The sequence below is a fragment of the Exiguobacterium sp. AT1b genome (assembly GCF_000023045.1).
Lineage (GTDB): Bacteria > Bacillota > Bacilli > Exiguobacteriales > Exiguobacteriaceae > Exiguobacterium.
On the sequence record NC_012673.1, the window covers coordinates 1615001 to 1641320 of the forward strand.

At 50.0% G+C, this 26320-nt stretch carries 23 protein-coding genes and 2 tRNA genes (1 of these 25 only partly in view); all 25 read right to left on the reverse strand.

The genetic code is table 11. From position 1 onward, the window contains the following. Nucleotides 1-886 carry the 5' portion of a tRNA dihydrouridine synthase DusB gene (gene dusB / locus EAT1B_RS08360; protein ID WP_235189296.1) on the reverse strand. Its footprint begins 53 nt before the window's first position, so only the first 886 of its 939 coding nucleotides appear in the window; it begins with the start codon at nucleotides 884-886; its stop codon lies beyond the left edge, outside the window. Nucleotides 887-956: 70 nt separating this feature from the next. Further along, nucleotides 957-1454, reverse strand: coding sequence for a 2-amino-4-hydroxy-6-hydroxymethyldihydropteridine diphosphokinase (gene folK, locus EAT1B_RS08365; protein ID WP_012727711.1), 498 nt, complete (start codon nucleotides 1452-1454; stop codon nucleotides 957-959). After that, the gene (gene folB / locus EAT1B_RS08370) at nucleotides 1451-1816 is read right to left on the reverse strand and encodes a dihydroneopterin aldolase (RefSeq protein WP_012727712.1); all 366 of its coding nucleotides are present in this window, start codon (nucleotides 1814-1816) and stop codon (nucleotides 1451-1453) included. The genes folK and folB overlap by 4 nt, the downstream gene beginning before the upstream one ends. Then, entirely contained in the window at nucleotides 1809-2594 is a 786-nt protein-coding gene (gene folP / locus EAT1B_RS08375; protein WP_012727713.1) for a dihydropteroate synthase, read from the reverse strand. The genes folB and folP overlap by 8 nt, the downstream gene beginning before the upstream one ends. A gap of 11 nt (nucleotides 2595-2605) precedes the next feature. Continuing rightward, nucleotides 2606-3424, reverse strand: coding sequence for an aminotransferase class IV (locus EAT1B_RS08380; RefSeq protein ID WP_012727714.1), 819 nt, complete (start codon nucleotides 3422-3424; stop codon nucleotides 2606-2608). Further along, complete coding sequence (gene pabA, locus EAT1B_RS08385; RefSeq protein WP_012727715.1) at nucleotides 3408-3992, reverse strand: aminodeoxychorismate/anthranilate synthase component II; 585 nt, start codon at nucleotides 3990-3992, stop codon at nucleotides 3408-3410. The genes EAT1B_RS08380 and pabA overlap by 17 nt, the downstream gene beginning before the upstream one ends. Next, nucleotides 3989-5368, reverse strand: coding sequence for an anthranilate synthase component I family protein (locus tag EAT1B_RS08390; protein WP_012727716.1), 1380 nt, complete (start codon nucleotides 5366-5368; stop codon nucleotides 3989-3991). The genes pabA and EAT1B_RS08390 overlap by 4 nt, the downstream gene beginning before the upstream one ends. Nucleotides 5369-5462: 94 nt before the next feature. After that, entirely contained in the window at nucleotides 5463-6416 is a 954-nt protein-coding gene (gene cysK, locus EAT1B_RS08395) for a cysteine synthase A (RefSeq protein WP_012727717.1), read from the reverse strand. Between the two features lie 84 nt (nucleotides 6417-6500). Beyond that, a complete protein-coding gene (hslO, locus tag EAT1B_RS08400; RefSeq protein ID WP_012727718.1) occupies nucleotides 6501-7430 on the reverse strand; it encodes an Hsp33 family molecular chaperone HslO in 930 nt (309 codons plus the stop codon). Between the two features lie 19 nt (nucleotides 7431-7449). Further along, a complete protein-coding gene (locus EAT1B_RS08405) occupies nucleotides 7450-8214 on the reverse strand; it encodes a type III pantothenate kinase (protein WP_012727719.1) in 765 nt (254 codons plus the stop codon). 93 nt (nucleotides 8215-8307) lie between these two features. Continuing rightward, nucleotides 8308-10332, reverse strand: coding sequence for an ATP-dependent zinc metalloprotease FtsH (gene ftsH / locus EAT1B_RS08410; protein WP_012727720.1), 2025 nt, complete (start codon nucleotides 10330-10332; stop codon nucleotides 8308-8310). Nucleotides 10333-10437: 105 nt separating this feature from the next. After that, entirely contained in the window at nucleotides 10438-10983 is a 546-nt protein-coding gene (gene hpt / locus EAT1B_RS08415) for a hypoxanthine phosphoribosyltransferase (RefSeq protein WP_012727721.1), read from the reverse strand. 35 nt (nucleotides 10984-11018) lie between these two features. After that, the gene (gene tilS, locus EAT1B_RS08420) at nucleotides 11019-12245 is read right to left on the reverse strand and encodes a tRNA lysidine(34) synthetase TilS (protein ID WP_012727722.1); all 1227 of its coding nucleotides are present in this window, start codon (nucleotides 12243-12245) and stop codon (nucleotides 11019-11021) included. A gap of 68 nt (nucleotides 12246-12313) precedes the next feature. After that, a tRNA-Glu gene (locus EAT1B_RS08425) sits at nucleotides 12314-12385 on the reverse strand. A gap of 9 nt (nucleotides 12386-12394) precedes the next feature. Further along, nucleotides 12395-12471, reverse strand: a tRNA-Met gene (locus EAT1B_RS08430). 142 nt (nucleotides 12472-12613) lie between these two features. Beyond that, nucleotides 12614-15226, reverse strand: coding sequence for a YhgE/Pip domain-containing protein (locus tag EAT1B_RS08435; RefSeq protein WP_012727723.1), 2613 nt, complete (start codon nucleotides 15224-15226; stop codon nucleotides 12614-12616). A gap of 203 nt (nucleotides 15227-15429) precedes the next feature. Next, entirely contained in the window at nucleotides 15430-15942 is a 513-nt protein-coding gene (locus EAT1B_RS08440) for a S1 domain-containing RNA-binding protein (RefSeq protein WP_012727724.1), read from the reverse strand. Between the two features lie 74 nt (nucleotides 15943-16016). Further along, nucleotides 16017-16391: a septum formation initiator family protein gene (locus EAT1B_RS08445; RefSeq protein WP_012727725.1), complete on the reverse strand. Its 375-nt coding sequence runs from the start codon at nucleotides 16389-16391 to the stop codon at nucleotides 16017-16019. A 42-nt stretch (nucleotides 16392-16433) separates the two neighbouring features. Continuing rightward, entirely contained in the window at nucleotides 16434-16706 is a 273-nt protein-coding gene (locus EAT1B_RS08450; protein ID WP_012727726.1) for an RNA-binding S4 domain-containing protein, read from the reverse strand. Further along, nucleotides 16703-18118 (reverse strand): nucleoside triphosphate pyrophosphohydrolase, encoded by a 1416-nt coding sequence (gene mazG, locus EAT1B_RS08455; protein ID WP_012727727.1) that lies wholly within the window; start codon nucleotides 18116-18118, stop codon nucleotides 16703-16705. The genes EAT1B_RS08450 and mazG overlap by 4 nt, the downstream gene beginning before the upstream one ends. A 1-nt stretch (nucleotide 18119) precedes the next feature. After that, the gene (locus tag EAT1B_RS08460) at nucleotides 18120-19667 is read right to left on the reverse strand and encodes a polysaccharide biosynthesis protein (protein ID WP_012727728.1); all 1548 of its coding nucleotides are present in this window, start codon (nucleotides 19665-19667) and stop codon (nucleotides 18120-18122) included. After that, complete coding sequence (gene mfd, locus EAT1B_RS08465) at nucleotides 19651-23178, reverse strand: transcription-repair coupling factor (protein ID WP_012727729.1); 3528 nt, start codon at nucleotides 23176-23178, stop codon at nucleotides 19651-19653. The genes EAT1B_RS08460 and mfd overlap by 17 nt, the downstream gene beginning before the upstream one ends. Nucleotides 23179-23223: 45 nt before the next feature. Next, on the reverse strand, nucleotides 23224-23781 hold the full coding sequence (pth, locus tag EAT1B_RS08470) for an aminoacyl-tRNA hydrolase (protein WP_012727730.1): 558 nt from the start codon (nucleotides 23779-23781) through the stop codon (nucleotides 23224-23226). Nucleotides 23782-23836: 55 nt separating this feature from the next. Continuing rightward, the gene (locus EAT1B_RS08475; protein ID WP_012727731.1) at nucleotides 23837-24793 is read right to left on the reverse strand and encodes a ribose-phosphate diphosphokinase; all 957 of its coding nucleotides are present in this window, start codon (nucleotides 24791-24793) and stop codon (nucleotides 23837-23839) included. A 45-nt stretch (nucleotides 24794-24838) separates the two neighbouring features. Continuing rightward, nucleotides 24839-26194 (reverse strand): bifunctional UDP-N-acetylglucosamine diphosphorylase/glucosamine-1-phosphate N-acetyltransferase GlmU, encoded by a 1356-nt coding sequence (glmU, locus tag EAT1B_RS08480; RefSeq protein ID WP_012727732.1) that lies wholly within the window; start codon nucleotides 26192-26194, stop codon nucleotides 24839-24841. Between the last annotated feature and the right edge of the window lie 126 nt (nucleotides 26195-26320).

Consider the following 26320-nt stretch of genomic DNA (forward strand, 5'->3'; position numbering starts at 1 on the left):
CCGCGAACGCTTCGCGTGATTCCGTTTCGTTGATTTGCTTACGAATCGGACCACTACCTTTTAATCCTTTCAAATACCAAGCCGCGTGTTGACGCATTTCGCGTACGGCTGTCAATTCACCTTTGATTGCACTCAACCGGTCGAGGTGCAACATGCAAATATCAATTTTTTCGCGAGCTGCTGGTTCCGGCGGGAGCTCCCCTGTTTCGAGGTACTGGACCGTTTGATAGAGCATCCACGGGTTTCCAAGTGCAGCGCGCCCGATCATGACGGCATCCACGCCATATTGGTCAATGACACGCTTTGCGTCTTGTGGTGTGGCAATGTCCCCGTTCCCTATAATCGGTACGGTCGCGACTTTCTTCGCCTCGCCAATCCAGTCCCAATTCGCGGTTCCTTCATATTGTTGGGCACGCGTACGTCCATGAATGGCAATGGCTGCCGCTCCACCTGTCTGAGCCGCCTTCACATTGTCCAAAATAAAGATGTGATCATCGTCCCAACCAAGGCGCATTTTCACCGTGACCGGTTTTTCGACGACATTCGTGACGGCATTCACCATCTCATATACTTTATCCGGGTCGAGTAACCACTTCGCCCCTGCGTCACACTTCGTCACTTTCGGTACGGGACAACCCATGTTGATATCAATGATATCCGCGTTGGTGTTTTGGTCGACGTACTGCGCCGCTCTGACGAGTGTATCTTTCGAACCGCCGAAGATTTGTAAACTGAGCGGTTTCTCTCGTTCATCGACGTATAGCATGCGCATCGTCCGAGCATTCTCGAGCAAGATGCCTTTATCACTGACCATTTCGGCACAGACGAGTCCCGCTCCGAACTCTTTTGCAATCAAACGGAAAGCGGGATTGGTCACGCCGGCCATCGGCGCGAGGACTGCACGGTTTTTAATCTCTATGTTTCCAATCTTAAAGCCTGTCAAGACAACACATCCTTCATTTCACCAAATTCGTAAGCAACTGTAACCGGACGACATCTTGGCGGTCCGTCATTGGTAACCCTTCAAGCCAAGAGGCGACCGTCCGTCCTCGAACGACGAGTTCTGGTGCGATCTCTGCTAACGGGGCAAGAACAAATGCACGTTCCTGCATGCGCGGATGCGGAACCGTTAAGTGTTCTGATTGTATATCTTCCCCGTTATAAAAGAGGATGTCAAGGTCGATGGTACGCGGTCCGTTCTTAAATAGACGTTCCCGTCCTAATCGTTGTTCGATCTGTTGAAGCGTTTTGAGCAGTTCGTCCGAGGATTGGCGACTCTCGACTTCGACCACCATATTAAAAAACGAAGGTTGCTCTGTATATCCGACAGGAGCCGTCTCATAGACCGACGACTGTTTCGTGACACGGAGACCCGTTCGCTCCATCTCATCGATTGCCGCAGACAACTGCCCAGCCCGATCTCCAATGTTTGCTCCTAATGCAATATAAATCATGACGTCCGTCCCCTTGTCATCTCGATTGCCACTGAGTCATAGTGTCCCGGGATGGGTGGGTCCGGTTTAATCACTTTAACCGTCACACGTTGAATCAACTCATTATGCGCCAACACGGCTGTCGTGATGCGTTCTCCGAGTGTTTCCAGCAAATTGACCGGTTCTCCCGTCACAATATCTTCCGTCAATTGATACAAGCCGGCATAGCTGACCCCATTGTTCAAGTCATCCGAACGTCCCGCAGGCGCGAGATCTAGTTCACACATTAAATCCACGTGAAACCGTTGACCGAGACGGTTTTCTTCTTCAAACACCCCATGATACCCGTAAAAACGCATCCCGTTCACAAATATTTTATCCATGTCCGTTCCCCCCAATCATCGCATCCATCATCTTCGCAGCACGGGCGTTCGCTTTGACGTCGTGCACACGCACCCAGTCGCATCCTTTCATGATGCCAAGACACGTCGTCGCAATCGTTCCTTCGAGCCGTTCCTCTGTCGGTAAATCGAGTGTATGCCCGATAAACGACTTACGCGACGTGCCGAGCAGAACAGGATACCCAAGACGTGTGATCACGTCGAGATGATTCATGAGTTCAAGGTTTTGCGCCACGTCTTTCGCAAATCCGATGCCCGGATCTAACCAAATGTGCTCATCCCTTACGCCTGCCGCATGTGCAATCTCAATTGATTCCTGTAGATCGCTAACCACATCTTCAATGAAATGATGGTAGTCCCGGTCTGTTCGGTTGTGCATGAGAATGATGGGAACCTCACATTCGAAAGCGACACGTGCCATCGAGCGGTCTCCCCATTTCGAACCCCATACGTCATTGATGATCGTCGCACCGGCCTCGATTGCCGCTCTCGCCACCATCGGCTTATACGTATCAATCGAAATCGGAACATCGATTTCGTTTTTCAGTCGACGGATGATTGGGACGACACGTTCAATCTCTTCTTCCTCGGAAACAAGTACTGCGCCCGGCCTTGTCGATTCTCCACCGATATCAATCGCATCGGCACCTTCTTGTACGAGTTGTTTCGCATGTCGTACAGCTTCCTCGATTGCCGTATACCGTCCCCCATCCGAAAACGAGTCCGGGGTCACGTTTAAAATACCCATGATTTTCGTCATGTTTCCGCCTCCTAACCAAGTGAGCGAACGAGTTTCGCCCACACTTCGTTAAATCGTACCCCGTCTTTACCGGGGTATCTCAGATTTCCATAATGCGTCACCGGAGCGACTTGTTGGATTGAATTCGTCATCCAAATCTCTTTCGCTGCAGTCAATTCTTCAAATGTCACGGGTTGTTCGACTACAGAGAAATGGTCCATCACCCATTGTCGCGTCACACCTGCGAGTGCTCCGCTCGAGAGCGGAGTCGTGTATAACCTATCATCTGGACCGACCCAAAAGATGTTCGACACGAGCCCTTCCACTACACGTCCATGCTCGTCCGCAAATAGTCCTTCAGCACTCTGGTCTTGTAAGGTCCGTTTCCCAAGGATATTGTTCATGTAATGATGCGATTTTAATCGAAAAGCCGCTTCAGGACGACTTCTCGGAAACGGGATCGGTTCGACCCGTTTCTCCTGTGGCACAACTTCTGAGGATAGCGGTTTGACAATCATGGTGACGTTCGGTGTCTCATAACGACCCGCGTAGAGACCGAGGGGCGCAACTCCTGCCGACACGTTCAAGCGGATATAAAGGTCGGGTGCATCGTTTTGACGGCACAGTTGCTGAATCGCCGTCCCGATTTCTTCTTTCGTGTATGGAAAATCGATCCACAGCTCATCGAGACTCTTCATCAAGCGCTCCCAGTGGGCATCGAACAGGAAAGGAACGAATTCATATGTACGGAACGTCTCGAACAAGCCCATTCCATACAAGAAGCCGTGATCTTCAACCGGAATCAACACCTTCTCTCGTTCGACTAACTCTCCATTATGCCAATACCACATGACGATACTCCTCGATAAAGTTTCGAATCATTTCCTTCCCGTGCTCAGTCAAAATCGCTTCAGGGTGATATTGCACCCCTTCGATCGAAAGCGTTCGGTGACGGAGTGCCATGATTTCTCCAGTCTCCGTCTCTGCAGTGACCACTAGACATTCTGGTAGAGACGAACGCTCCACGGCCAACGAATGATAACGGGTCACAATCGTCTGTTGTGGAATCTCCTTGAAAATCGATTTTCCGTCATGTTGAATCTTCGACGTTTTTCCATGCATGAGCCGCTCCGCATGGACAACTTCTCCGCCGAACGCTTGCGCAATCGCCTGATGCCCGAGACAAACCCCTAAAATCGGGATACGACCTGCGAACGCTCGGATTGCCTCAACGCTAATTCCCGCCTCATTCGGAGTGCAAGGTCCCGGCGAAATGACAAGATAACTCGGGGCAAGCGCCTCAATCTCTTGAATCGTGACTTCATCGTTTCGATACACGACCAGTTCTTGACCGAGTTCACCGAAATATTGCACCAAGTTATACGTAAATGAGTCATAGTTGTCGATCAATACAATCATGTCGTTTCCTCCGTCATGTGTTTCGCCGCCCATAGCGCCTTCGCTTTGGACAGGGATTCTTCATATTCCGAGACCGGATCCGAATCAATCACGATACCTGCTCCCGCTTGAACGTATGCGATTCCGTCTTTCACGACCATCGTTCGAATGGTGATATTGAAGACAAGGTCGTCATTCCAACTTAACCATCCATATGAACCGGTGTAGAGTCCCCGGCGAACTGGTTCGAGTTCTTCGATGATTTCCATCGTCCGAATTTTCGGGGCGCCGGTGATGGTGCCGCCTGGGAACATCGCTGCCAGCGCTTCGGCTCCTGATACTTCATCTTGAATCGTACCCCGTACGTTCGAGACGATATGTTGCACGTGTGAGTATTTCTCAATCACCATCAATTCATCAACATGAACGCTGCCATATGCCGCCACCTTGCCAAGGTCGTTCCGTTCGAGGTCGACGAGCATGACGTGTTCTGCTCGCTCTTTCTCGTTTTCAAGCAACGTGTTCGCCAACTCTAGGTCTTCCACATCATCTTTCCCACGTGGACGCGTACCCGCGATCGGGCGCGTCGAAATGTCGGTTCCATGTTTTTCAAGCAACAACTCTGGTGAAGCGGAGACCATCGTCAAAGCGTCGTCCACGAAATATCCCATATAAGGAGATGGATTCATTTGTCGCAACGTATCATATACACGACGCGGGTCAGCGAGAAGCGGTTCAGACTGCCGAACGCTCAAGTTCACTTGGAACACGTCCCCTTCTACGATATAGGACTGAATCCGTTTGACCGCTTCAACAAACTCTTCCTGGGACATGGAGCGCGATCGCTCTACCGATGACTGCCTTGTCGGCTTGAACGCGTAATGCGACTCGACGTTCCACATGGCCGCCAATCGGTCCGCCTTACGTTCTGCACCTTCCTCCGCCGTCACCATCAAGTACAGAGTCGAATCCACTTCATCGAACACCGCCACCTCATCAAACAGAAGAAACGAGACGTCTGGTGTCGACAAATCATCCTCCGCTTGCTCAGGGAGACGTTCAATCGTCCGGGCCACATCATAACTGACATACCCAATCATGCCACCAAAGAAAGGAGGAGCCCCTTCCGGACGCTCGGCCTCAAATCGCTTCCGTACCTCACTGACGAGCTCAAGCGGCTTTCCGTATAGTGTTTCGGTCGTATCGCCCACTTGCAAGAGTCCGACACCGTCTTTTACATGAAAGCGACCGAACGGCTCGATTCCCGCAATCGTATACCGTCCCGCTCTCCCACTCTCTAACCATGCATGATACGGTTGATCCGCTGTCAATGTCATGTATGCCTCATACATCTTCTCTTTCGTCATCCGCTTTGTTCTGAACGCAGTCGATCTCACATGTCATTCCTCCGTCTATTCATTCATGCCTTTTATTGTACACAAGAAAAGGCAGCAATCGAAAGAGAATGTCTCTCGATTACTGCCTGAAATGTTATACGCGACTCTCGTTTGACTCTTCATCAAACTGATAGAGCGGTGTGCTCAAGTAACGTTCACCGTTTGACGGGATAATCGCCAATACGTTTTTCCCTTTACCAAGACGTTTCGCTGTATCAAGCGCTGCCGCAATCGCAGCTCCTGAAGAGATACCACCGAGGACACCGTTCGTACGTGCCGCCTGACGAGCGTATTCGAACGCTTGCTCTGTCGTGATTTGAAGAACCCCTTCATAAATCTCCGTGTCGAGGATTGATGGAACGAATCCAGCCCCAATCCCTTGAATCTTATGAGGTCCCGGCTTCCCGCCTGATAAGACAGGTGAATCGACCGGTTCAACGGCGAGAATTTTTACGTCCGGGTACTTCGCCTTCACGACTTTACCTGCTCCAGTAATGGTACCGCCTGTCCCGACTCCGGCAATCAAAGCGTCGACTGAAAGTCCTGATTCTTCAAACGCCTCCACAATCTCAGGTCCCGTCGTCATTTCATGAACGTTCGGGTTGGCTGCGTTATTGAATTGTTGCGGGAGGAAGTAGCCATGTTTCTCGGCTTCTTCAGTAGCGCGACGAATCGCTCCACCCATCCCTTCAGGTCCTGGTGTCAAAATCAATTCGGCCCCGTATCCACGAAGGAGGTTTCGGCGTTCCATGCTCATCGTTTCAGGCATGACGAGAATGGCTTTATATCCTTTTGCGGCACTGACCATCGCGAGCCCGATGCCCGTGTTTCCGCTTGTTGGCTCGATGATTGTATCACCTGGCTTCAAGATACCGTCTTTTTCGGCCGCTTCGATCATGGCGAGGGCGATCCGGTCTTTGACGCTTGATCCCGGGTTCATATATTCGAGCTTCAGATACACGTTGGCATCCTCTGGTCCAGTCATTCCGTTCAATTTCACAATCGGAGTCTTTCCAATCAAGTCTGTTACTGAGTTTACGATACGCATTGCATTTCCTCCTTCATAATTCCGACTATTCCGATATTGTTATCATACCCTATCGAATTGAAAATATGCAATTTGGAACGTTGCTTACGCCTGTGCCTGAACTTTCATCGTCTCTAACTGTTCCGCTGAGAAATGATACTTTTCGCCACAGAAATGACATACGGCTTCGGCTCCACCATCTTCTTCAATCATCTGACGAATCTCTTCTTTTCCGAGACCGATAATGGCACTTTCCATTCGTTCACGGCTGCATGTGCAGTTGAACTGGATCGGGTTCGTGTCGAGGACATCAAGGCTATCGCCAAGGAGTAATTGAAGCATTTCTTCTGGTGTTTTTTCTTCCCCGATCAAAACAGATACGGGTGGGAACGTCTGAAGTGCTTTTTCGAGCGCTTGTACCGTCTCTTCAGAAGCGTTCGGGAGCAACTGGACGATGATTCCGCCTGCCGCAAGAATCGATTCATCTTCCGGTAAGACGAGGACACCCGCTCCGACGACTGACGGCACTTGCTCAGATGTTGCGAAATAGTACGTGAAGTCTTCACTGATTTCGCCCGTTTGAATCTCTGAAGAACCACCGACATAGTCTTTCAAGCCTAAGTCTTTAATGACAGAGATGGTTCCTTTCCCGACGGCTTCGCCGACTTTCAATTTCGTCATTCCTTGTTCGTTGACGAATGTGCCGCCATCGACACGCGGGTATGACACATATCCACGAACATCTCCTGCTGTATCTGCGTCCACGATGATTTTCCCGATTGGACCATCACCTTCTACCTTAAGCGTGACACGCGCTGCACCTTTTTGCATCGCTCCAATCATCGAACCGATTGTCATCGTCCGTCCGAGGGCAGCTGAAGCAACCGGTGTCGTTTGATGACGAAGTTGCGTCTCATATACCGTTTTTGTCGTGCGTGCGGCAAAGGCACGAACCTCTCCGTTAAAACCGAGGGCACGAACGAGATAGTCATCCTTCATCTGGTCGAGTAATGCTTGTTGTTCTGTATGAATCATATGATGTAACTCCTTTAGTTTACTTTTGATTGCGCTCGTAAATGAGACGGAGGCCTTCGAGTGTCAGGAACGAATCCACATGGTCAATCGTCTCTGCATGTTCACTGATCAATCGTGCCAGCCCGCCCGTTGCAATGACAGTCGCTTCACCGACTTCACGCTTCATCCGATTCACGATACCGTCCACTTGGGCCACATATCCATAATATGTCCCCGATTGCATCGCTTGAATCGTGTTCTTCCCAATGACTGTCGGCGGAGTCGCCAATTCAATCCGAGGTAGTTTCGCGGCACGCTGATAGAGTGCCTCCACTGAAATCATGATACCTGGTGAGATGATTCCGCCATGGTAACGACGTTTCTCATCGATGTAACAATACGTGGTTGCCGTCCCAAAATCAACAATTATGAGCGGACCGTCATACTTGGCGATCCCAGCCACCGCGTTGACAATTCGGTCGGCCCCGACTTCGCGAGGGTTCTCGACATGAATGTCCAACCCTGTCTTCACACCTGGTCCCACAACGATTGGACGTACATTGAAGTATCGTTGCGACATTTGTTCAAGTGGGAAAATAACAGGAGGTACGACAGAGGATAAGATGACCCCTTCGACCTGTTCGAACGAAACGTTCGAATGATCAAATAACGATTTCACCAGCATGCCGTACTCGTCGGTCGTTTTTGTACGATCCGTTGAGATGCGCCAATGGTGTACGAGATTGTCTCCATCGTACATCCCGAGAACAATATTTGTATTTCCAACATCAATCACTAAAATCATGATATAGTTCCTCACTTTGTTGTCAATTGCAGTTCGCTCGAATTATAACACGAAAAAAGACGAATGCCTCGTCAAGGGCATTCGTCTCATTCATTAACGTGATTCGTTATTCGGACGTTCTGTCGGTGTCGCTTCTGGCTTATCGCCTTCAGGTACGACATCCGGCTGACTGTCTTGGACAACTTCAGGTTGATCGACGACTTGACCGTGTTGAACGGCTGCATCATCTTTCTTCGCTGCGTCATCCGCATCCGTCGATCCATCCACGTCCTCTTCCGGCTCATGCGGGAGATACTCGCGTGTCTTGATCAAATGACGAATCTGTTTCGAGTCAAGCGTCTCGACATCAAGCAACGTCTTCGCAACGAGTTCGAGATCTTCGCGACGATCTGTCAAAATCTGTTTCGCTTTCGCGTAACAGCGATTGATGATGTCTCGAATCTCCAAATCGATTTCTTGCGCAATCGCATCCGAGTAGTTCTGCTCTGTCTGGAAATCACGACCAAGGAAGACTTGTCCGCCATGGTTTGAACCGAGCTGGAGCGGTCCGAGTTTATCACTCATCCCGTAATCCATGACCATCTTACGTGCGATACCAGTTGCACGTTGGAAGTCATTGCTCGCTCCCGTCGACACTTCACCAAAGATGACATCTTCGGCGACGCGCCCACCAAGAAGACCGACAATCTTGTCTTCGAGTTCAGGTTTCGTCATGAAGTAACGATCTTCTTTTGGAAGCATGACGACATATCCGCCCGCGTTTCCGCGTGGAACGATCGTCACTTTGTGTACTTCATCCGCATTCTCAAGCTCGAGACCGATGATTGTGTGACCTGCTTCGTGATATGCAACAATGTTGCGCTCTTTTTCAGAGATGATGCGGCTCTTCTTCGAAGGACCTGCGATGACGCGGTCAATCGCTTCTTCCACATCGACAACTGAAACGGCTGTACGGTTCGAACGTGCCGCAACGAGTGCCGCTTCGTTCAAGAGGTTCTCCAAGTCTGCCCCAGAGAAACCAGGCGTACGTTGTGCGATCGACTTCAAGTCCACCGTCGAATCGAGTGGCTTGTTGCGCGCATGGACTTTCAATACTTCTTCGCGTCCTTTGACATCCGGACGATCGACCGTGATTTGACGGTCAAAACGACCTGGACGAAGGAGGGCTGGGTCAAGGATATCTGGACGGTTTGTCGCCGCTACCATGATGATCCCTTCGTTATCACTGAATCCATCCATCTCAACAAGGAGTTGGTTCAATGTTTGTTCACGCTCATCGTGTCCACCACCGAGACCGGCACCACGCTGGCGACCGACCGCATCGATTTCATCGATGAAGATGATACATGGCGCATTCTTTTTCGCGTTTTCGAACAAGTCACGAACACGTGACGCCCCGACCCCGACGAACATCTCAACGAAGTCCGAACCTGAGATCGAGAAGAACGGAACACCGGCTTCACCGGCTACCGCACGAGCCAAGAGTGTTTTACCTGTCCCTGGAGGACCTACGAGTAAGACCCCTTTTGGAATACGTGCGCCGAGTTTCGAGAATTTGCGAGGATCTTTCAAGAATTCAACGACTTCGATGAGTTCTTGCTTCTCTTCATCCGCTCCAGCCACATCTTTGAATGTGACGCGACGTTTCTCTTGGTCGTATAGTTTCGCCTTCGATTTCCCGAAGTTCATCACACGACCACCGCCGCCACCGCCTTGCGCCTGGTTCAACAAGAAGAAGAACAAGATGAAGATGATAATGAACGGTAAAATCGCGAAGACGATGCTGAACCAGCTACTGTTGGATTCAGCCTCCTCGATTTGAATATCCGTATTCGCTCGAAGCTGCGTTAATACATCCGCATATTCCGCTTCGTTCGCTGGAATGTTTGTTTCATAACGTTGGTCTTCATCTCCTGTAAGATCGCCTGTAATCGAGATAGCCCCCGGGATTTCTTGTACGGTTGCCGTCTCAATCCGATCATCTTCCACATATTCTAGGAATTTCGAATACGAGAGCGTTTCACTCTGACTATTCGGATTCTGCAAATATTGAAGGAACAAGATCAAGGCTAGGAAAATCACACCAAAAACCAATGTGTTTTTCACTGCACGATTCATTCTCTGCCTCCTATTCCGAGAAACGATGTTCTCGCCCATTCAGTATATGCCTATACTTTGGGGATTTCCTTTATCTTACCACGTCACATTTTCAAAAGAAAAACGTTAGCCCCCGTAAACGCTCGGCTTGAGCACACCGACATAAGGAAGGTTACGATATTTCTCTTCATAATCGAGACCGTAGCCGACAACGAATTCGTGTGGAATCACGAAACCGCTATAGTCTGCTGATAAACCATTTTTACGGCCAGTCGGCTTATCCAGAAGCGTGACAATCTTCACAGACTTCGCTTTACGGTATTTAAGAAGATCGACGAGATAACCAAGCGTCAATCCACTATCAATAATATCTTCTACAATCAAGATGTCGCGTCCTTCTACAGATGTATTTAAATCTTTCTCGATTTTCACTTCACCTGTCGAAGAAGTTCCTCCGTGATACGTCGACACGTCCATGAAGTCCATCTCTAAATGGATGTCCATTTCTTTGACGAGGTCCGACATGAACGGCATCGCGCCTTTCAATACACATACGAGAAGTGGGAACTCTTCTTTATAGTCTTCGCTCAATGTTCCAGCGAGTTCTTTCACCTTTTCTTGAATCTCTTCACGTGAGATTAAAATTTTCTCCATATCGTTCATTAATGACATCTTGAAATCCTCCTCTTTCTGTTTCGACACAATCATCATTTTACCATTAATCGTAGACAAATCGCATCCGACTTGTCTAGAAAATCTGAAACTCTTACCCCGACAATCGCGAGAATTCGCCCTGAGGCGTCCTCAAGCAACGGGAGAGTCGGTCGAATGGTTCGTTCAACCTTTTCATCGATTAGGATGCGGGACACTTTTTTTGTCCCCACGTTCAACTTCATCCGGTCCCCCGGAGCGAGCGAACGAATCGTCAACGGGCAAGTGATTTCATTTAGTGGAATACCTTCTCGCCCTTCTTCGATGGACAGCGAAACCGTGCGCTTTCCAAATTGAACGACAGCCGGCAACGACTCGACCTGAATGGGATGAAGTGACGCTTCTGCTGAACGTTGTACAAGATTAAGTACCCTATTCTGCTTCATCATGAACCACTCACCCGACAGGTGGTATGTACCGGTATCCTTTTGACTCGTCCTTAGCTTCTCAAGCGCCTCATTGACCTCTACCCCATAGCGACGGGATAGCAAGCGAGCGACCGTATACCGTTCGAGCGAGGATAAGCGATTGAATTCATCAAGTTTCACATGAAACGCTTTCATTCCAAGCTCTACGTTTGCTTCAATCCATTGCTCACATGACTGGTAACGCCTGTCCCATTCAGCGTATACCTGTTTCGCCGTATCGTATACATCGTCAACGACTGTTGGCCACACTTGTTTCAGCCTCGGAATGATTTCATGACGGATCCGGTTCCGTAAATAGGTCACTTCCTGATTGGTGGCATCTTCCCTCCAGGCAAGTTCGTTCTTCCTAGCGTACTCGATGAGTTGAGCCTTTGTTTCTTTTAATAAAGGACGGATCAACGTCCCACGCCCGAACACTCTTCTCTCGGGAATTCCTTTCACTTCGATCACGTTTCGGTGAAGTTGAATGAGCACCGTCTCCAATACATCATCCGCATGATGAGCCGTGGCCAGTGTATCATATCCATGTTCATTCATGACGTCTTCAAAAAAGTGATAACGGGCCTTACGGTAATGAGCCTGTGACGCTCCTTCTTGAAAATGGAGACGCGTCCCATGAAACGCGACTTGATAGGATGCCGCTACGTGCGCGACGAACGTGTACTCTTCATCTGATGCTTCTCGTAAGCCATGATGGACGTGCGCTACCCCCACATCCCATCCTTGCTTGACGAGACGGTCCAATAAGACGATGGAATCGACTCCACCGGACACAGCGACGAGTACCTTTTTCATGAATTCCCTCCTTGATATAACAAAAGAAGCCATCTCGATTGAGATGGCTTCTTTACGCTTAGGTTAAGTGACCCGTACGGGATTCGAACCCGTGTTACCGCCGTGAAAGGGCGGTGTCTTAACCGCTTGACCAACGGGCCTAAATAAAATGGTAGCGGCGGAGGGAGTCGAACCCACGACCTCACGGGTATGAACCGTACGCTCTAGCCAGCTGAGCTACACCGCCATGTTATTGTTGTGTCCTAAGCACATTTTCTATAATAACCAGTCACCATTCGAGTGTCAATTCTTTTTTTATATTTTTTTAAGAAAAAAATCGTGCATAGTGTCGTCTTAACCACTATACACGATTTTGTACCGTTTTTACATCATGCTTCTGATGCGACTTGACGATATTTTTTCTTCCATGCAATGCGGAAGTATGCCCATAGTAAGGCAAAGCATCCGGCAGCCACAAATACTAAATAGGTTGTCGCCGTCTGCAAGTACTGCGCACCATCTGCCGATAAAATTTCTTTATATCCGGCAACCGTATATGTCATTGGAAGCAGTGCATTGAACGGTTGCAACGCTCTTGGAATCAATTCAAGCGGGAACGTCCCGGCTGACGTCGTCAATTGTAAAATCAACAAGACGATCGCCACGAAACGTCCAGGGTTTCCGAGTGTTGTCACGAGCAACTGTACGATAAAGAGGAACGTGATGCTCGTCAACCAGCTGAAACCGAAGAATTTCAACGGTTCGCTCACTTCAAGACCGAGCAGTTGCACCATCGCCACATCGAGAATCAAGGCTTGCAGGAATCCGACGACCATGAGGACACCAGATTTCGACAATACCCACGATAGACTACGTTTCGGACGTCCTGCTGGATCGTATAACGGATAAACGATCGAGAGAAGGAGTGCCCCAACGAAAAGTCCGAGCGACATGAAGTATGGAGCGAATCCAGTACCGTAGTTAGGCACCTCGTGAATCGAGTTGTCGACGAGCGACACTGGACCGGCCATCATCTCGACGTTGTCATCCGTTAAACCGATGTCTGCGTCTTTCGCACCTTTCACTAAGGCGTCACGAAGTTCATCGCTACCTGATGCGAGCTCCTTCATGCCGTCAGCGAGTTCACCGCTACCGTCTGAAAGTTCTTCTCCACCATTCGCGAGCTGATTCGCGCCATCCGTCAGCTTGCTCGTTCCGGCTCCGGCACTCTTCGCGCCTTCGGCCAGTTCACGACTTCCTGACTGCAGCTTTTGACCACCATCCGCTAACTGATTCGCACCATTCACCAATTCACTTGTACCGGTGCTTGCGCTCTTCGCTCCATCCGCAAGCTTCTCGCTACCTTCAGACAACTGTCCGGTCGCGTCTACAAGCTTGTCACTTCCAACGGCGAGTTCAGTTGTCCCATCTTGAAGTTGTGTCGCGCCTTGATTGAGCTTCGCACTCGCTGACACAAGTTCTTGGGAACGATCGGCCGCCGTTTGCGTACCTTGCTCGATTTGACTTGAACCACTTGCCAACGCGTTCGCACCTTCGGCTAATTTCGTTTGACCGGCACTCAAGTCAGAAAGTCCAGTCGACAGTTTGTTTGCACCTGTACCTGCCTGATCAAGACCTGCACCAAGTGCGACCTGTCCTTCTTTCACTTTTGCAGCACCAGCGGATAGTTGATCAAACCCGGCTGCCGTCTCTTGCTTCCCATCGCTCAGTTGTGCCGCGATGGCTTGAAGCATTTCAGGTGATGCCGATTGACCCGACTCAGCGAGTGCTGTCAATTGTCCAATCAACTCATCTTGTTTCGCAGTCAATTCAGACTTCATTTGTCCGATCCCATTGACCACGTCTGTTTGACCCGCGACAAGTGCCGCGTTTCCATCCTTCGCCTGAGTCAACGCTCCTGTGAGTTTTGTGGCACCATCCTGTAATGCAGATGCCCCCTCTTTTGAGCGCTCGATGCCGGCAGCAAGGTCTTGAACACCTTGGTTCAACGTCTTCGCACCTGTGTGTAGTTCATCTAGTTTCGATGCGAACGCCCCTGTTCCGTCAACGAGTTGGCTCGTCCCGCCTTGTAAGGCAGAAGCGCCCTCGCTGACACGATGGACCCCGTCCGCAAGTGAGGCTGAGCCCTCGTACACTTGTTGACTGCCATCTGCGAGTGCAGATGAGCCATCAGCCAATTGCGAAACACCATCACGTAATTGACTTGCTCCATTCGCGAGCTCCCGTTGTTTCGAAGCGAGAAGCTTCGTCCCATCCGCGAGTTCAGATGAACCATCGGCCAACTGAGTCATCCCATCGTTTAATTGGCTTGCTCCATCCGCGAGCTCACGCTGTTTCGAAGCGAGAAGCTTCGTCCCGTCCGCTAGTTTGACGGCACCGTCTTTCGCTGACGTTGAGCCGTCCGCAAGTGTCGTTGCACCATCTGCGGCCTCACCGAGTCCGTCTGCCACATCGTTCAATCCGTCTTTCAACGCACTGACATACTGTTTCGAGACTTCGGTCGACAGTTCCGCTTTGACTTGTTCCATCGCGGAACCACCGATTTGTGCAGCCAAGAAGTTATACGATTCATTCGCGATGTACTTCAGTTCGAGTTGCTCCGGATGTTCATCTAAAGCAGTCGTCGCTTTTTCTGAAAAGTCTTCTGGAATCTCAATCGCCATGTAGTAGTCATGGTCTTTTAGTCCAGATTCCGCTTCTTCCTTCGTCGTTTCGACGAACTCGAACGCCTCCGAATCCAACAGCTTATCAATGAGGTCATCTCCGATTGCAAGCGACTCTCCTTCAAACGTTGCCCCTTTGTCTTCATTGACGATGGCGACCGGCAAATCTTTCATCTGTCCATACGGATCCCAAAAAGCCCATAAGAACATACCGGCGTACATTAACGGTACGAGTGCGACTGCGAGAATCGGAACCAACACACGTGGGTTCTTAAAGATACTTCGCCACTCCGCCGTCCACAGTTTCCATCCATTCATTTTTTCTCTCCACCTTCACTTATAAAACATAACTATTTTTTCATGTTCCCTATTTTGCTCCCTTCCTCGAAAAAAAGCAACTCTTTTAGTTATTTTTTATAAATTTTTTAAACAGAAAAAAAGCCATGAACGAAAATGTTCATGGCTCGTCTCATTACAAGACCTCTATGGTTACGAGTAGAAGCTAATTGGTATACGAAGGATTACCCGCGCTTGGCTCCGCGTCCACCGCGTTTTGAGTCTGTTTGACGTTTTAACGTCGAAAGACGCTCGTCGCTATCTTTCAAGAACTTACTCATCAATGTATCGAATGTTTCTGGTTCGCGACGTTGTTCACGACGACCGCCACCACGTGGGCCACCACCGCGTGGACCGCCGCCGCCGCGTGGACCACCTTGACCTGGGCCGCCTGGACGTGGGCCACGAGAGAAACGCTCACCAGCTGGACGCTCAGGACGCTCAGGACGTTCGCTTACAGGACGGTCGACTGCTTTCTTGATGGACAACCCGATTTTCCCATCATTTTCGACGTTCAACACTTTTACCGTGACTTCTTGACCGACAGTCAACACTTCGTTAATGTCTTTGACGTAAGAGTCTGCCACTTCACTGATGTGTACTAATCCTGTCTTGCCATTTGGGAGCTCGACGAACGCTCCGAAATGCGTAATCCCTGTAACCTTACCTTGTACCTTGCTTCCTACTTCAATTGACATAAAATAATGTACTCCTTTTTTGATTGATTCTTCCTAATTATACGAGTCGTTTCCCTAACGGTCAACGAACCGACTTATTCCTCTGGGGAGAAGTAGAAAATAATCTCACCATCTTTAGAGAAAAGCAGTTCGTTTCGTGCTAAGTTCGCGATATAATCCTCATCCTGTAACCGTTCCACTTGCTCTTTCAACTCATCCTGTTCGGCCTGCTGTTCACGCAACTCCACTTTCGCTTGTGCGTAAGCTTGTTGCTGGTCCGATACATACCCTACTTTCGAGAAGTAACTCTGTCCAATCAACACCATGACAAATAAAAACAGGAGAGAGGCTGCCGCCAAACGACGTCGAAGATGAACTCGTCGGCGATGCGTATCTTTTTCTAGCTGTTCTCTACGCTCATCTAGCGCTCGAATGCGTCGTTGTCGATCCATCGGATTACGTCCGTTCATCGCCTCATCCCCCTCCTCTTAATACATTAAGTATACTTTTTTTTATGAGTTGATACTACCGTCCATCTTCTCTTCTTTAAGTAAACGATACATTTCTTTCGCATCTTCTTTACGTGCATGTTCTGCGATTGAATCGATGACGACCGTGACGAGTTTGTTTCCGAAGCGAATTTGTAACTCATCTCCGACTTTGACTTCTGTACTCGCCTTCGCGACTTGCCCATTCAGTTGAATTCGTCCTTGGTCCGCCACTTCTTTTGCCAACGTGCGACGCTTGATTAGACGTGACACTTTTAAAAACTTATCTAGTCTCATAAACCTTTCTCCTTTGCCTCGTTCCAAAGCGCATCCATCTGTTCGAGTGTCATCTGGTGAAGGTCACCGTTCGCTTCCACGTACTCGAATCGACGTTTGAACTTTCGGTTCGTCTGTTCTAATGCTTGCTCGGCATTCAGCCCAACGTATCGCGCAATGTTCACGATGGAGAACAATACGTCTCCAAGTTCCGATTCATCACTTAGGTCTTCATGCCATTCTTTTAACTCTTCTTCCAGTTTTTCGAAGGCACCGGATACGTCATCCCACTCAAATCCGACGTGAGCCGCTTTCTTTTGAAGTTGCTCCGCTCGCATCAATGAAGGTTGGTCGACGAGAACACCATCGAGTTGCGATTGTTTCTTTTCCCCTTTTTCCGTCTGTTTAATCGTATTCCAGTTTTTCACCACGTCAGAGGCATCTTCGACGGTGACATCGCCAAAGACGTGCGGATGGCGGCGTACCATCTTCTCACTGATGGAACCGATTACGTCACGAATATCGAAATAGCCTTCATCTTCTCCGATTTGAGCATGCAACATCACTTGAAGCAAGACGTCACCGAGTTCTTCGATGATGGCATCATCGTCTTCTGCATTGATCGCTTCAATCAACTCATACGCCTCTTCTAATAAATACTTGCGAAGTGACGCATGCGTCTGTTTACGATCCCACGGGCACCCGTCTGGTCCTCGAAGCGTTGCGATGATCTGTTTGAGTGTCGCAAAATCCTTCGCCAAATACGATTCATCCTCGAGCGGCGGAACGTAGAGCGTCGTCAAGTTGTTCACTTCCGCCATCCGGTCCATTTCGAATAACGGGATGTGCGCGATCCGCTCTTCTGTCGTACCGGCTGCCGTCACAAGGGTGACGGGATGGTCATCCGGATACCGTTCCATCAATTGCACTTTGACGTCACCCGCCACGAATCCATCGTACACTTGCCCGATGAGGACATGTTGAGTCACCTGCAAACGTTCAAGGTCGAGCGCAGTCGCATCGAGCAGTTGAAATCCATTGATTGGATCGATCCGGAGCGCCTGGAACATGGCATCGAGGAAGCTCTGTCCACCGAGCACATGCAGATCGGCTCCCCTTTCCACCAATAGTTCGACGGTCCGTTCCGCTACGAACGGGTGGCCCGGTACGGCGTATGTGATCGCCATTTCTTCACTTTTACTCAATAACGTCTCGACAATCTGGTCGTATACTTCTTCAAACGTATCACTCGATTCATAGACCGAATCAAATGATTCGAACACGAGTCCTTCCGCTTCTAACTCTTGTACGACAGGGTGTTCTTTTGTGCGCAACCAGACGAGCGGTTGCTGTTTTAAATGGCGGTACACACCGAGCGGCAATTGATTCAACTCACCAGACCCGAGTCCGACCACCGTGATTGTATAACCCATATTAGTTCTCCTTTTTCTCGAGCACGTCGAGCAGACGACTTCCGAACGGGATCAGTTCCCATTCCGCAAGTGACAGCATTCGCGTACTCCATAGTCTCCATATATAGAGGACGGCACAGCTACACACCATTCCGATTAACCAACCGAACGCAGTGATTCGCGAGTCGACCCACATCTGACCTAGCCAGTTTAACACGGCAATGAGGATCAGCATGGGTACGAGAGCTTTCCATAGCGACTTATAGTGTTTCGATCGAAATGACCCGAGCGGAATCGAGCGGTCGAGCGCCCGGAAATTATAGAACGCCATCGCTAAAAATCCAATGGATGTTCCGATTGCCGCGCCTTCAATTCCGTAACTCGGTACGAGCCATGCGTTTACCGCACTTTTCACTAACATTGCGACGACCATGCTCCGTGCCGCGACCCACTCTCGGTCAATCGCCTGCAAACATGTCATGCTCGCAATCGCCAAGGAGGCAGCGAACGTGCTCGTCGCTAAGAAGACAAGGGCTCGTGTCCCAGATTCATCTTCAAACAGGGCCACATTTAAGAAAAACATGACACCCATCAATCCGATAGTCGCTGCACCAGCAATCGCTGTCGTCACACGAATCATCGACCGGAGTCCCTGCGTCGTCTTTTGCAGATGACCTGCCCGATAATGACGGACGAGCGTCGGCACATTGGCCATCCCGATGGTCGTGGTGAACAGGATGGCGAATTGCACGAGCGGATACCCTCGATCAAACACGCCTTTGCTCACTTTCGCCTCATACGTTCCGCCCATCAAATTGACGATGGTGAAGGAGTCGACCAGTTGCATCCATAAAATCCCGAGTGACGCGAATCCGACCGCGAAACCCGTCGTCAACAAGAGTTTCATCCCACTCCGAAACGTGGTTCGTCGTACCTTCATGAACTTTACACTACGTGCTCGATAGACCAAAAAGGCAATCGATACGATTCCACCGATGAGCGTCGCACCGTACGCATACTGGCTAAGCGTATAGGCATCTTTTCCGAGTCGCACCCCAATCCACAATAACGACAGCATGACCGTCACGCGGACAAAGTTCTCGAGCACTTGCGACCATGCGCTCGGTCGTAAGTCGTCTCTCGATTGAAATGCGCCGCGCAACACGGCTGACGCCGGCATGAGTAAATAACTCAAACTGATCACACGTAGCGCAGGAGCTAGCTGCTCATCTCCGAGCCACCTTGCCAGGGTCGGGGCAAACAGCCATACCGTGACGACAAGCATGCACGAGAGTAGGAGTAAGGCGTAAAAGCTTCCCCATAAGACTTCTAACTTACGATTCGTCCCTTTCGCACCGACGCCGATTTTCGCAATGACGACCGGCATCGCATAAATGCCGAGTGACGCCACGATGGCCGCGAACGGATAGACGGTTTGATAGGCATAAAGCCCGAAGTCCCCCGCCAAGTTTTGATAGGGGACACGATAGGCGAAGCTGATCAGTTTCGATACGTAGCCGGCAAGGGCGAACAGAACGACGCCTTGCGCAAACTTACTTGGCGACCGCATCGCCCACCAACCGCTTCATCAGTTCTTCTAATACAGTATCGGCATCATTCAAGAGCTCTGTTAGCGGCATCCGACCGCTGAGTGACAGTTTCAAGGCGCCGTCTTCTTGCCCTACCCCAAGCTTGCGACCAAGAGGCATCGACCATTCCATGAAGGACGGGACATCCAGAGCCGTCGTCGATTCTTTCGATAAGACAATCTCGATGCGTCCTGGCGTCTGCTTGATTCGACTCACTTTTGCCAGTTCTCCATAAATACGTAGACGTGTCAATTGAATGAGCAGCGCGACCGGTTCTGGGAATTCACCAAACCGTTCAATCAGTTCATCTTGAAGGGCGAACAACGCGCTCGGCGTATCTACATATTTGAAGCGTTTGTACATCTCAATCTTCAATTCGCTATCTGACAAGTAGTCATCAGGAATATACGCATCGGCCTGGAACGTGATCTCCGGTTTGAAGACGACTTGTTTCGCTTGTCCACGCATACGGTCTTTCCGTTCCTCAATGGCTTCAGAGAGCATTTGTGAGTACAGGTCAAAACCGACCGAATCGATGAATCCAGACTGTTGTGCACCGAGTAAGTTTCCGGCTCCGCGAATCGACAAGTCGCGCATCGCAATCTTAAACCCACTGCCGAGCTCCGTGAACTCTTTGATGGCTTGAAGACGACTTTCTGCCACTTCCGTCAAGCGCTTATCTTTCCGATACGTGAAGTACGCATAGGCGATTCGATTCGAACGTCCGACACGACCTCGGAGTTGGTAGAGCTGGGACAGCCCCATCTTGTCTGCATCGTGGACGATGAGGGTGTTGACGTTTGGAATGTCGATTCCTGTCTCGATGATTGTCGTCGAGACTAAAATATCCGCCTCGCCCTCTAGGAAGCTGATCAACTGACTCTCGAGCTCACTTTCCGTCATGCGTCCATGTGCCGTTGCAATTCGTGCATCGGGCAATAAGGCCCGAATCTCTTCCGCTTTTCGTTCGATTCCTTCGACGCGGTTATAGAGGAAGAACGCCTGTCCTCCGCGAGCGAGTTCACGTTCGAGCGCTTCACGCAAGACGATGCCGTCGTATTCCATGACGTATGTTTGGACAGGATAACGATTCTCTGGCGGTGTCTCTAATACGGACAAATCACGGATTCCGATCATCGACATATGCAATGTCCGTGGAATCGGAGTCGCCGTCAGCGTCAGGACATCGATGTTCGTCTTCAGCTGCTTCAGACGCTCTTTATGTTTGACGCCAAAGCGTTGTTCTTCATCGATGATCACGAGACCTAGGTTGGCGAACGTCACGTCTTTTGACAACACGCGGTGTGTCCCGACGACGATGTCGATGGTACCTTCTTTCAACCCTTTCTTCGTCGCGGTCATCTCGCTCTTCGAACGGAAACGACTCATGACCGATACGTTAATCGGGAATTCGCTGAACCGCTCAAGCATCGTTTCATAATGCTGTTGGGCGAGGACGGTCGTCGGGACAAGAAATGCCACTTGTTTGCCGGCGAGCACGGCTTTGAACGCCGCCCGAATCGCCACTTCCGTCTTCCCGTATCCGACATCTCCACATAAAAGGCGATCCATCGGACGGGAGCGTTCCATATCCGCCTTGATTTCTGCAATCGAACGCACCTGATCTTCTGTCTCGGCGTACGGGAAAGAAGATTCGAACTGACCCATCTCTTCATCGTCCGGCGGGAACGCGAAACCGACCGAGGCCTCTCGTGCCGCGTACAATTTAATGAGCTCATCGGCAATATCTTTAACCGATTTGGCAACTTTCGATTTTACTTTCTTCCACTCGGTGCCGCCGAGTTTATAAATCTTCGGCTCTTTGCCTTCGGCCCCGACATATTTTTGGACGAGATCGATTTGGTCGACCGGCACGTAGAGGGCGTCGTCCCCTGCATAGACGAGGTGCAGGTAATCCTGATGGATCCCACCGACCTCGATTGTTTTAATGCCAAGGTACTTCCCGATTCCATGGTGTACATGGACGACATAATCATTCGGCTTCAGCTCTTGGTAACTCTTGATTCGTTCGGCGTTCGTCAAATTCTTCGTCTGACGTTTTCGTTTCGTCACACGCTTGAACAACTCTTCTTCCGATACGACAACGAGACGGCTCGTCGACAGTTCGAATCCACCTTCGATTTGACCGATGATGACCGAGACACGTCTCGGTTCTAACTCTCCATCGACATTGGTGAAAGTCGAGGCGATTCCATAGTCGGAAAGAAGCGCTTCGATTTTATCTGCACGCGACTTATCTCCCGCCAGTACGACGATGCGTTGATCACCTTGCTGCCATCGCTCGACTTCCTGTTTCAATAGATGCATCTGACCATGGAACGCCGGTAGCGGACGACAGCTCAAATGGACCGTATCGCTCTCCGGAATACCCGAACGACGAGACGGAAGCAAGGAGAACGCCACTTGCTTCAAGTCGCGGAAGACTTTATGCATCGGGACGGCGAGCGTGTAATTACTGACGGCTTCTCCTTTTTCAATGAGTGAAGAGAACCATTCCGCCTCTTCGCGGTCCTGTACGTCGGCAGCGTCATCGATTCGTGCCACCTCATCTAAAATGAGGACGGCGTCTTTCCCAACGTAGTCAAGGAGCGTGGACGTATAGAGCAATGGCGAATACTTCCCAACTTTCTCCGGGAGGTCTCCACGCTCAAGCCGCTCGATGTCTGTCACGACTCCTTCTTCAAGGGCTTGACGGATGACTTCATTTCCAATCAATTCGACGGTTCGGTCGTACTGTTTCCGAAGCGCACCGCCCGCCTGCTTCAGCTGATTCTCCGTTGCGATGAACTCGGTCGCAGGCGTAATGCACACTTCTCCCACTACACCAAGCGAGCGTTGCGTTTCCGCGTCAAACGTGAAAATGGAGTCAATCTCGGTGTCGAACAAATCGATTCGATATGGGCGCGCTTCCGTAAGAGGATAAACGTCTAGAATGCTCCCTCGTACGGAAAATTCACCAGGTGTGGTCACCGTTGCCGTTCGTTCGTAGCCCATGCCCGTCAATTGTTTCGCAAAATCCGCTAAATCGAGGTCACTTCCCGGCTTTAACATAACGCGACTATCTTGCCACGCTTCCGGACTCGGTACATAGCGTCGTAATCCACCAAGCGGCACGACAACAACGCCTCCTGTTTGATCGAGGAGACGAGTACGGGCATCGATTCGGGCAGCTAGCAGTTCCGGACTAGACGTCAGTGACAGTTCACCTGCTAGCGTCTCATCGATTGGATATAAGAGCGTTTTGTCCGGACCGATGAGTGATTCAAGTTGATCGAACATCTTTTGGGCTTGATACATGTTATGCGTCACGACGACGAGACGTCTCGATGACGATTTCACGAGTCCCGCCAAGACGAGGGCTTTCGCGCTTGTCGTCAATCCCGTCACCAATTGACGGTCCACTTTTTGGAGTCGCTCTCGAATCACATTCGTTTCAGGGAGCGCCACCATAAATCTCTCTAAAGCATTCATTTGTTTTCCTCCAACTCATACGACAAAAAAGGGTACAATGACCCTTTAGTTGTATCGATTCATCAGCGCCAGCCAATCTGTGTCCACAAAATCAGTGGCTGCAGTTACGGCGTTGTCGAGTGTTTCATTTAATTCCGGCAACTCGTCTTTGCGATAGTTCATCAACACCCAGTCGACGACTTTAATCGGGTGCGGGGGACGACCGATTCCGAGCTTTAATCGTTTGAATTCAGCCGTTCCTAAGTGTTGAATGAGAGATTTGATCCCATTATGACCACCTGCGCTCCCTTTCGGACGGAAACGAAGTTTGCCAGGCACCATATCCAAATCGTCATAAATGACTAATAAATCATCAATCTCAATCTTATAATAATCTAAAATGGGACGGACGGCTTCACCCGACAAGTTCATATACGTAAGTGGTTTGACGAGTACTACGCGTTCACCATTGATTCTTCCCGTTCCCATAAGGGCATTAAACTTCGCTTCATTCAGCGAGATGCCATGCTTTTCGGCGAGACGGTCAATCGCTAAAAACCCGACATTGTGTCGCGTCATCTCAAACTTTTTCCCGGGATTCCCAAGACCGACGATGCATTTCATATCATTTCCTCCTGAACAAAAAAGCCCAAAGGCGAATGCCTCCGGGCCTCGTTTTTTAATCGAATAGGGTACTGACCGATTTATGCTCGTGTACGCGCATAATCGCTTCCCCAAGCAAATGGGCGACCGACATTTGCTTGATCTTGCTCGAGCAAGGGCGACCCGTCAAATCGATGGTATTTAAGACGACCAACTCTTTGATTGATGAATTGTCGATCCGCTCCATCGCTGGACCAGAAAGAACTGGGTGTGTACAAGACGCATACACTTCTTTCGCACCCGCTTCGACGATAGCATCAGCCGCAAGTGTGATCGTTCCAGCTGTATCGATGATGTCGTCAATCAAAATCGCCGTTTTCCCTTCGACGCTACCGACGATGTTCATGACTTCGGCGACGTTCGCTTTCGGACGACGCTTGTCAATGATGGCAATCGGCGCTTTCAAACGTTCTGCCAATTTACGTGCACGTGTCACGCCACCGTGGTCTGGAGAAACGACCACGATGTCTTTCGCTTGAAACTCTTCTGTTTCAAAGTAAGTCGAGATGAGCGGTACACCAAGTAATTGGTCAACCGGAATATTGAAGAATCCTTGAATTTGCGCTGCATGCAAATCCATCGTGATGACGCGTGTCGCACCCGCTACTGTAAGAAGGTCAGCGACAAGTTTCGCCGTGATCGGTTCACGCGAGCGTGCTTTACGGTCTTGACGTGCATACCCGTAATACGGCATCACGATGTTGATCGTACGGACAGAAGCACGTTTGAGTGCATCGATCATGACAAGTAATTCCATGAGCGTTTCGTTTACAGGTGAGCTTGTTGATTGGATGACATACACATCATCTCCACGAACACTTTCCTCGATGTTGATATAGAGTTCACCGTCGCTGAAACGTTTGACTTGGCAATCGCTGAGCGGAACACCAATTTCTTTCGCGATTTCTTCAGCAAGCGGGCGGTTCGAGTTTAAGCTAAATAGACGAATTTCTCGTTCGTATACAGTAGACATGTTTAGGATTCTCCTCCATCGTTTTCCATAATGATTGGCAGCAAGTTATCGTTTTGTGTAGCCTTCTTTATTCGTTTGGCGTTCGCGTGCAATCGCTAGCGCCTCTTCTGGTACATCACTCGTAATCGTCGATCCAGCAGCGACAATCGCGCCTTTCCCGACTTTTACAGGGGCAATCAAGTTGACGTTACAGCCGACGAACGCATCGTCTTCCACGACTGTCTCGAACTTGTTCTTGCCGTCATAGTTCACTGTGATCGAGCCACAACCTAAGTTGACGCGCTCACCGATTGACGCATCCCCGATATAGCTCAAGTGTGACGCTTTCGCGCCGTCGCCGAACGTCGATTTTTTAATCTCTACAAAGTTGCCGACGCGCGTGTTCGCACCGAGGACAGCTTGTTGACGTAAGTGAGCGAACGGTCCGACTTGAGCCGCCTCACCGATTCGGCTATCTGTCACGACAGACTGGCGTACGACAGCATGATCTTCAATCACACTGTTTCGGATGTCCGAGTTTGGTCCGATGACACATTCTGAGCCAATCGTCGTCTTGCCAAGAATGACCGTTCCCGGATAAATGACCGTATCCGAACCGATGACCACATCTGGTGAAATGTATGTCGATGCCGGGTCCATGAAGGTAACCCCTTCACGCATGAGACGTTCATTTGTCCGTTTACGCATGATGGCCTCTGCTTGCGACAAGGCGACGCGGTCATTGACCCCAATTGTCTCATCAAACGTCGGTGCTGTATGCGCCGCAACCACTTCGCCCGCTTCTTTTGCGATTGAAATGACGTCAGGTAAGTAATATTCACCCTGTGCATTGTTGTTCCCGACTTGTTTGAGTGCATCAAACAACAATTCGTTATCAAATACGTACGTCCCAGTGTTGATTTCATTGATGGCGAGTTCTGCCTCTGAAGCATCTTTATGTTCCACGACTTTCGTCACGTTCCCATCTTCACCACGAACGACTCGACCATATCCGGTCGCATCGTCAGCAATCGCAGTCAACACCGTGACTTTTGCTTGTTGCGCTTCGTGATGCGCGAGAAGGGCTTCTAACGTCTCTGCCGTGAGTAACGGTGTATCTCCACAGACGACAAGCGTCGCCCCTGATTTACCCGCAAGCTCTGCTTCAGCCATCTGAACAGCGTGCCCTGTTCCAAGCTGTTCTTCCTGGACCGCATACTCTACCCGTGTGCCGAGCGTGTCTTGTACCGCTTCCGCCCCATGGCCAACGATTACGATTTGACGACTGACACCGATTTGGTCTAACTGATCGACAACATGCTCGACCATTGGTTTCCCTAGAACCGGATGAAGTACTTTATATAACTTCGACTTCATTCGCGTCCCTTTTCCTGCTGCCAAAATGACTGCAAAACGCTCCATGCTTGATTCGCTCCTATCTCACAACAGCTGTGATTGGTCTGTATAGTTCGGCTTTTCTGCAACTAAATCCTATTTACACCGTTTCTACTATATCGAAACCATGCCTTCGTTTCAATAGTTGTACCG

Excerpts from the sequence above, each read along its gene's own strand:
- EAT1B_RS08460 (WP_012727728.1), bottom strand. The coding sequence starts at position 19,667 with ATGCGGTCGCCAAGTAAGTTTGCGCAAGGCGTCGTTCTGTTCGCCCTT.
- EAT1B_RS08435 (WP_012727723.1), bottom strand. The coding sequence starts at position 15,226 with ATGAATGGATGGAAACTGTGGACGGCGGAGTGGCGAAGTATCTTTAAG.
- EAT1B_RS08475 (WP_012727731.1), bottom strand. The coding sequence starts at position 24,793 with ATGTCTACTGTATACGAACGAGAAATTCGTCTATTTAGCTTAAACTCG.
- EAT1B_RS08440 (WP_012727724.1), bottom strand. The coding sequence starts at position 15,942 with ATGTCAATTGAAGTAGGAAGCAAGGTACAAGGTAAGGTTACAGGGATT.
- cysK (WP_012727717.1), bottom strand. The coding sequence starts at position 6,416 with ATGCGTATCGTAAACTCAGTAACAGACTTGATTGGAAAGACTCCGATT.
- hpt (WP_012727721.1), bottom strand. The coding sequence starts at position 10,983 with ATGTCATTAATGAACGATATGGAGAAAATTTTAATCTCACGTGAAGAG.
- EAT1B_RS08445 (WP_012727725.1), bottom strand. The coding sequence starts at position 16,391 with ATGAACGGACGTAATCCGATGGATCGACAACGACGCATTCGAGCGCTA.
- folP (WP_012727713.1), bottom strand. The coding sequence starts at position 2,594 with ATGACGAAAATCATGGGTATTTTAAACGTGACCCCGGACTCGTTTTCG.
- glmU (WP_012727732.1), bottom strand. The coding sequence starts at position 26,194 with ATGGAGCGTTTTGCAGTCATTTTGGCAGCAGGAAAAGGGACGCGAATG.
- pth (WP_012727730.1), bottom strand. The coding sequence starts at position 23,781 with ATGAAATGCATCGTCGGTCTTGGGAATCCCGGGAAAAAGTTTGAGATG.
- EAT1B_RS08450 (WP_012727726.1), bottom strand. The coding sequence starts at position 16,706 with ATGAGACTAGATAAGTTTTTAAAAGTGTCACGTCTAATCAAGCGTCGC.
- mazG (WP_012727727.1), bottom strand. The coding sequence starts at position 18,118 with ATGGGTTATACAATCACGGTGGTCGGACTCGGGTCTGGTGAGTTGAAT.
- EAT1B_RS08380 (WP_012727714.1), bottom strand. The coding sequence starts at position 3,424 with ATGTGGTATTGGCATAATGGAGAGTTAGTCGAACGAGAGAAGGTGTTG.
- hslO (WP_012727718.1), bottom strand. The coding sequence starts at position 7,430 with ATGATTCATACAGAACAACAAGCATTACTCGACCAGATGAAGGATGAC.
- pabA (WP_012727715.1), bottom strand. The coding sequence starts at position 3,992 with ATGATTGTATTGATCGACAACTATGACTCATTTACGTATAACTTGGTG.
- tilS (WP_012727722.1), bottom strand. The coding sequence starts at position 12,245 with ATGAAAAAGGTACTCGTCGCTGTGTCCGGTGGAGTCGATTCCATCGTC.
- ftsH (WP_012727720.1), bottom strand. The coding sequence starts at position 10,332 with ATGAATCGTGCAGTGAAAAACACATTGGTTTTTGGTGTGATTTTCCTA.
- folK (WP_012727711.1), bottom strand. The coding sequence starts at position 1,454 with ATGATTTATATTGCATTAGGAGCAAACATTGGAGATCGGGCTGGGCAG.
- folB (WP_012727712.1), bottom strand. The coding sequence starts at position 1,816 with ATGGATAAAATATTTGTGAACGGGATGCGTTTTTACGGGTATCATGGG.
- EAT1B_RS08405 (WP_012727719.1), bottom strand. The coding sequence starts at position 8,214 with ATGATTTTAGTGATTGATGTTGGAAATACAAATATTGTTCTCGGGATG.
- mfd (WP_012727729.1), bottom strand. The coding sequence starts at position 23,178 with ATGAATGCTTTAGAGAGATTTATGGTGGCGCTCCCTGAAACGAATGTG.